This window comes from Rathayibacter sp. AY1H3 (assembly GCF_002932015.1).
In genome coordinates this window covers 21,142-28,126 of record NZ_PSUU01000044.1, presented here as the reverse complement: position 1 = coordinate 28,126, position 6,985 = coordinate 21,142, and the positions used below count along the sequence as shown (strand labels likewise).

The window sequence follows — 6,985 nt, the reverse complement described above, 5'->3', positions numbered from 1 at the left end:
ATGCTGAAGACGCTCTGACCGCCACCACGTCGTAGCCTGTCCCGGTGACTCCGCCGCCTCGCCGCCTGCCCTCCCGGGTCTACCGGCGACGCCGCGCCGCCGCTCGAGGAGCTCGACGAGGATCCGACGTAGCTCGACGTCGACGACGAGAACGAGGACACGCTGCCGGCGAAGGCCGCCGCGTGGAAGCCGTTCGGTCCGGAGTACCAGACCGGCTCCTCGCCGGTGCGCTCGTAGGCCGACGCGAGCTCCGCCGACCACTCCTTCTCGAGACCGAAGAGCACGGCCCACGGCAGCAGGCGCTCCGTCACCTCGACCACCTCGACCGGTCCGACCGTGCGCCGGTCCGCCCCGCGTGGCGACTGCAGCATCGCGATCCGGTCGGCCTCGGCCAGGCGGATGTACAGCTCTAGCCCGCGCAGATGGTCGCGCAACTCCGCGCCCGCGGCCGTCAGTGGCACCCTCGAGACCAGGATCGTCCCCACGACGGCCGCGACGATCGCGACCAGCATCAGCACGAGCGGGAGCGCTCCGCCGAAGGAGCGGGTCATCAGGAGGATCGCGCCCAGGAAGGCGGCCATGACACCCAGCAGCAGCGGAACGATCACGAGCACGCTGCCGCCGATCGTCCCGGCCTTCTTCAGTCCCGCCTCGGTCACCCGGTTGCCCAGCGCGGTCTGGAACTGTCCGACTGCCTTGCCGAACTCCTTGTCCTTGCCGGAGAGCTCACGCACCGTCCCCGGCACCCGGCCGAGGGCGATGTCGAGGAACTCGCGGTCGTCGGAGGCGAGGGGCCGCGGGCGTCCCGCGCGTCGCGTCGGCGTCGTCGCAGGGTCGAGCACCCGCACGGCGTACTCCTGCTTCCGCCCCTCCCCCGTCTCCTCGATGCGCACGAGACCGCGGACGGCGGCGTCCAGGAGTCCGGCCGCGGGGGCCTTCGACGTCTTCCGCAGCAGCGCGGCGGAGAGGAACAGCCCCTCCGCGGGCGGGTCGTACTCGGCGACGACGGTCGGGCGGCCGGGAGCGTCGCGGAGCACGGTCCGGCGGCGGTGCACGGCGAGCGCGAGGCCGATCAGGACCGCGGCGAGGCCGCCCAGCTGCACCCAGGACCAGCCGGAGGCGAGGTAGCGGTCGTCGCGCGGCGTGAAGGTCCCGGGAGCGAAGCCGATCGCCACGGTCACGTTCTCCCCCGGAGCCAGCGACTCCCCCGATGCCGTGACGACCGCGCCGTCGCGGCCGATCGGACAGGGCGTCGTCGAGCCCTCCGGTCCCCGGTAGCAGCTGACGGTCCCCGTCGCGGCGGAGGCCAGCGACCCGGCGAGCTCGACGCGCACGTCGTAGCGGTCGAAGGACTGGCGCCAGCCCGTCCCGTTGACGTCCCAGTAGAACTCGTCCTCGCCGCTGCGCGTGCCGGATCCAGGGAGGGTCGTGTTGTGCTGCGTGTAGGTGAAGACGTAGGTCTGGCTGCCGCTGACGAACTCGTCCGCCGCGCTGGTGACCAGGAGGAAGCCGTCCTCGCGCTCGGTGTCGACCGGCCGCGCCGCCCCGTCGCCGTCGGTGACGGACACCAGGTCGACGTCGGTCGGGTGCCCCTCGTAGTCGAGCGGGATCGCGCGCTGCATGCCGCGGTTCTGCGACGGCGGGAACTCGGCGACGAAGGTCTCGACAGTGGTCAGCGTCGAGCGGCCCTCCTCGTCGCGGTCGAGGCGGAAGTCGGCCGAGTACTCCGAGAACCGGAAGCCGTCCACGTCCGCGCGCACGACACCCGCGACGGGCTGCGGAGCCGCGACAGGGTGCGGAGCCGCCACGGCCTGCGCCGCCGCTCCGCCGACCAGCAGCGGGACCGCGAGGGCCACGGCCGCCGCGCGCCGCGCGACCACCCCCGCCCGGCCGGTCGAGGCGGACAGGATCGTGCCGAGCAGCCCCCACATGCCTGCGATGCTACGCGCCGACGCACGCCCGGCACGTCCCCCGGGCGGACTACTGGAGCAGGAACTGCGTGGGCGAGCCCGAGGGGATGCCGGCGACCGACACCGACAGGTTGTAGGCGGCGCCGCCCGCCTCGACCGCCTCGCGTCCGCCGGAGCAGGTGTCGGCGGAGGAGCGGGTGCGGTCCCACGTCAGCGCGCTGCCCATCACCGAGCGGCCCGCCTGGAGGAGCACCGGCAGATCGGCCGCGCCGGTCTGGCAGTCGGTCGAGGTCCAGATCTGCTCGGAGCCGCTCGTGATCGTGAAGACCTGCTTGCTCGTGCCCGCGTCGATCACGCAGTCGGTGCTCGAGATGTTGGCCAGCGAGAGCGAGAGCTGCGGATCCTCGCCGGGCGCGTAGCTCGTGGCGTCCGTGACCGCGGTGACGGCGACGGAGTCGGCCGAGCAGGCGGGTGCGGCGCCGGGCGTCGCACCGGGCGAGGTGGTCGGGTAGAGCGTCGGCAGCACGACGGTCGGCGTGGGGCTCGACGCGGCGTCGGAGCCGGTCATCCGCGGGAGCAGCGACAGCACCACGGCCAGGCCCGCGACGATGACGACCAGCGCGAGCAGCACTCCGGCGCGGCGTCGCCGGTAGACCCGGGAGGGCAGGCGGCGAGGCGGCGGAGTCACCGGGACAGGCTACGACGTGGTGGCGGTCAGAGCGTCTTCAGCATGCGGGTGTTGCCCAGCGTGTTCGGCTTCACCCGGGCGAGGTCGAGGAACTCGGCGACTCCCTCGTCGGGAGAGCGGAGCAGCTCGGCGTAGACCTCGGGGTCGACGACCTTCTCGCCGATCGGCTCGAAGCCGTGGCGGGCGAAGAAGTCGACCTCGAAGGTGAGGCAGAACAGGCGCTTCAGGCCGAGCTCGCGCGCGTCGTTCTCGAGGCGCTCCAGGATGTGGTGGCCCACGCCCCTCCCGAGCCAGTCCTGCGCGACCGCGAGGGTGCGCACCTCCGCGATGTCGTCCCACATCACATGCAGCGCACCGCAGCCGATCGCCGTCCCGTGGCCGTCCTCGGCGATGCGGAACTCCTGCACGGCGCCGTAGAGCACCACGCGGTCCTTGCCCAGGAGGATGCGCTCGTTCACGAGCGGCTCGCTGAGCTCCTGGATGAAGGGGACATCGCTCGTGCGCGCGCGGCGCACCGGGTACTTCCAATCGGCCATTCGACAAGCCTAGGGCGCACCGGGCGCGGGATCCTGCGAGCAGGCGCGCACCCCCGGACGACGACGTGCCCGCCCCCTCGCGAAAGGGGACGGGCACGGGGTCGTTCGGCAGCCTGCTACGACATCAGGTCGGGCGTCGCCGGGCCGGCCGTGGCTGCTCCGGTGGACGCGCCGGCGCTGATCGAGATCAGACGCGGGGTCGTGGTGAAGACGAACCTGTTCTCGGCGAAGTCCACGTGGATGTGGTCTCCGGCGCCGAGCTCGCCGTGCAGGATCCGCTCGGACAGCTGGTCCTCGATCTCGCGCTGGATCGCGCGGCGCAGGGGGCGCGCACCGAGGGCCGGGTCGAACCCGACCTCGATCAGGCGCTCCTTGGCCGGCTGCGTCAGCTCCACCGTCATGTCGCGGTCGAGCAGACGGTCGCCCAGGCGCTTGATGAAGAGGTCGACGATCTGGAGCAGCTCGGGCTTCGACAGCTGCGGGAAGACGATGACGTCGTCCACGCGGTTGAGGAACTCGGGCTTGAAGTGCTTCTTGAGCTCCTCGTTGACCTTGCCGCGCATGCGGTCGTAGCCGGTGGCGTTGTCGCCCTCGATCTGGAACCCGACGGGACCACCGGCGATGTCACGAGCACCGAGGTTGGTGGTCATGATGATGACGGTGTTCTTGAAGTCGACGACACGGCCCTGGCCGTCGGTCAGTCGACCCTCCTCCAGGATCTGGAGGAGCGAGTTGAAGATGTCCGGGTGCGCCTTCTCGATCTCGTCGAAGAGGACCACGCTGAACGGCTTGCGGCGCACCTTCTCGGTGAGCTGGCCGCCCTCCTCGAAGCCGACGAACCCGGGAGGGGCGCCGAACAGCCGCGAGACGGTGTGCTTCTCGCCGTACTCCGACATGTCGAGCGAGATCATCGCGTTCTCGTCGTCGAAGAGGAACTCGGCGAGCGCCTTGGCCAGCTCGGTCTTTCCGACGCCCGTGGGGCCGGCGAAGATGAACGAGCCCGAGGGGCGCTTGGGGTCCTTGAGGCCCGCGCGGGTGCGGCGGATCGTCCGCGAGAGGGCCGCGATGGCCTCCTCCTGGCCGATGACGCGCTGGTGCAGGGCCTTCTCCATGAAGACGAGCCGCGAGGACTCCTCCTCGGTGAGCTTGAAGACCGGGATGCCCGTCGCCTGGGCGAGGACCTCGGCGATCAGGCCCTCGTCGACCACGCCGGTGGCCTTGACGTCGCCCGACTTCCACTGCTTCTCGAGGCGCAGGCGCTCACCGAGCAGCTGCTTCTCCTCGTCGCGGAGCGACGCGGCCTTCTCGAAGTCCTGGTCCTCGATCGCGGCCTCCTTGGCGGAGCGGACCACGGCGATGCGGTCGTCGAAGTCGCGCAGCTCCGGCGGCGCCGAGAGGATCGAGAGGCGCAGGCGTGCGCCTGCCTCGTCGATAAGGTCGATCGCCTTGTCGGGGAGGAAGCGGTCGCTGATGTAGCGGTCGGCCAGGTTGGCCGCCGAGACGATCGCGCCGTCGGTGATGGACACCTTGTGGTGCGCCTCGTAGCGGTCGCGCAGGCCCTTGAGGATGTTGATCGTGTGGGGCAGCGACGGCTCCGCGACCTGGATCGGCTGGAAGCGGCGCTCGAGAGCGGCGTCCTTCTCGAAGTGCTTGCGGTACTCGTCGAGCGTGGTCGCGCCGATGGTCTGCAGCTCGCCGCGGGCGAGCAGCGGCTTGAGGATCGAGGCGGCGTCGATCGCGCCCTCAGCGGCCCCCGCGCCGACGAGGGTGTGGATCTCGTCGATGAAGGTGATGATGTCGCCGCGGGTGCGGATCTCCTTCGTGACCTTCTTGAGGCGCTCCTCGAAGTCACCGCGGTAGCGGGATCCGGCGATGAGCGAGCCGAGGTCGAGCGTGTAGAGCTGCTTGTCCTTCAGCGTCTCGGGCACGTCGCCGCGCACGATCGCCTGGGCGAGGCCCTCGACGACGGCGGTCTTGCCGACGCCGGGCTCGCCGATCAGGACGGGGTTGTTCTTGGAGCGGCGGGAGAGGATCTGCATGACCCGCTCGATCTCCTTCTCGCGCCCGATGACCGGGTCGAGCTTGTTGTCGCGCGCCGCCTGGGTGAGGTTGCGTCCGAACTGGTCGAGGATCTGCGATCCCCCCTGAGGCTGCTGCTGCTCACCGCCCACGGCGACCTGCTCCTTGCCCTGGTAGCCGGAGAGCAGCTGGATGACCTGCTGGCGCACGCGGTTCAGGTCGGCACCGAGCTTGACCAGCACCTGAGCGGCGACGCCCTCGCCCTCGCGGATGAGGCCGAGCAGGATGTGCTCGGTCCCGATGTAGTTGTGGCCGAGCTGCAGCGCTTCGCGCAGGGACAGCTCGAGGACCTTCTTCGCCCGAGGCGTGAAGGGGATGTGGCCGGTCGGCTGCTGCTGCCCCTGGCCGATGATGTCCTGCACCTGCTCGCGCACAGCGTCGAGCGAGATCCCGAGGGACTCGAGCGCCTTGGCGGCCACTCCCTCGCCCTCGTGGATCAGGCCGAGCAGGATGTGCTCCGTGCCGATGTAGTTGTGATTGAGCATCTTGGCCTCTTCCTGGGCCAGGACGACGACGCGCCGCGCGCGATCGGTGAATCTCTCGAACATGCTGTCACTCCCTACAGAACCCGCAGGGGTGGGCTCCGATACGTCGACTGTAACCAGCGCTCCCCCCGGTGAGCAGGCCTGTTCGCCCTGGGCGTGCACGCGATCCGGAGGGGTGCGGGCGGCGGTCCCGTCCACCGGTCCATGCGAAGGCATACACTTCCCGCATGAGCAACTTGGAGGAGCATCCCGACGAGCTCCCCGTCGCCGCGGAGCCGGACCCTCGCGAGTCCGGCGCAGTCGAGATCCTGGCGGCGCGGCTCGTCCCGCTCGGCGGTCCGCGCGCGATCGAGGTGCGCCGCACCCTCCCCCAGCGCTCGCGCTCGACGATCGGCGCATGGTGCTTCGCCGACCACTACGGCCCGGTGCGGCTCGGCGAGGAGGCCGGGATGGACGTCCCGCCGCACCCGCACACCGGCCTGCAGACCGTGAGCTGGCTCTTCGAGGGCGAGATCGAGCACCGCGACAGCGTCGGCAGCCTCGCCGTGGTGCGCCCGGGCGAGCTCAACCTGATGACGGCCGGACGCGGCATCTCGCACTCGGAGGTCTCGACCGGGGGCGCGCCCGTCCTGCACGGGGTGCAGCTCTGGGTCGCGCTGCCCGAGGAGGCACGGCTCGTCGATCCGTTCTTCGAGCACCACCGCGGCGTTCCCGTGGAGCTGCCCGGCGCGCTGGTCCGCGTCTTCGTCGGAGGGATGCTGGGCGCGTCGGTGCCCGCGAGCACCTTCACTCCGCTGGTCGCCGCGCAGATCGACCTCGAGCCGGGTGCCCGGGTCGAGCTGCCGGTCGAGGAGTCCTGGGAGTACGGCGTGCTGGTCGACGCCGGCCCCGTGGCGGTCGAGGGAGCGGACGTCCCGCGCTCGGACCTCGCCTACCTGGCGCCCGGCCGCTCGCACCTGGTGCTGACCGCCGGGGACGCGGGCGCCCGCGTGGTGCTGCTCGGCGGCCAGCCGTTCGCCGAGGAGCTGGTGATGTGGTGGAACTTCGTCGGCCGCAGCCATGACGACGTGGCGGCCGCCCGCGAGCGCTGGCAGTCCGACGTGATCGCCGGGGCGGATCCCGCAGGACCGTTCGGCACCGTCGACGGGTACGGCGGACGCGCGCTCCCCGCGCCCGTGCTGCCGACCGTGCGCCTCAAGCCGCGCCGCCGGGCCTGAGGCGAGACCGTCAGGCCGAGGCGCTCCGAGGCGGGGCCCACGACTCGGGAGCGCGGGAGTCGCGATGATC

Annotated in this window: 5 protein-coding genes; 1 reads left to right on the top strand and 4 read right to left on the bottom strand. The window is 71.4% G+C overall.

Going from position 1 to position 6,985, the window contains the following annotated elements; genetic code table 11:
- From C5C33_RS15030 to C5C33_RS15015, 4 genes are all read right to left on the bottom strand, one after another.
- On the bottom strand, nt 1-1,931 hold a 1,931-nt coding region (locus C5C33_RS15030; protein ID WP_104261514.1), incomplete at its 3' end, for a DUF2207 domain-containing protein.
- A 49-nt stretch (nt 1,932-1,980) separates the two neighbouring features.
- Complete coding sequence (locus C5C33_RS15025; protein WP_104224088.1) at nt 1,981-2,598, bottom strand: hypothetical protein; 618 nt, start codon at nt 2,596-2,598, stop codon at nt 1,981-1,983.
- A gap of 26 nt (nt 2,599-2,624) precedes the next feature.
- On the bottom strand, nt 2,625-3,134 hold the full coding sequence (locus C5C33_RS15020; RefSeq protein WP_104224089.1) for an amino-acid N-acetyltransferase: 510 nt from the start codon (nt 3,132-3,134) through the stop codon (nt 2,625-2,627).
- Between the two features lie 116 nt (nt 3,135-3,250).
- Nucleotides 3,251-5,761 carry an ATP-dependent Clp protease ATP-binding subunit gene (locus C5C33_RS15015; RefSeq protein ID WP_104226003.1) on the bottom strand — a complete coding sequence of 837 codons (2,511 nt, stop codon included), beginning with the start codon at nt 5,759-5,761 and terminating at the stop codon, nt 3,251-3,253.
- A 164-nt stretch (nt 5,762-5,925) separates the two neighbouring features.
- On the opposite strand from C5C33_RS15015, the gene C5C33_RS15010 reads away from it, so the two are divergent.
- Complete coding sequence (locus C5C33_RS15010; RefSeq protein WP_104261513.1) at nt 5,926-6,915, top strand: pirin family protein; 990 nt, start codon at nt 5,926-5,928, stop codon at nt 6,913-6,915.
- Nucleotides 6,916-6,985 lie beyond the last annotated feature (70 nt).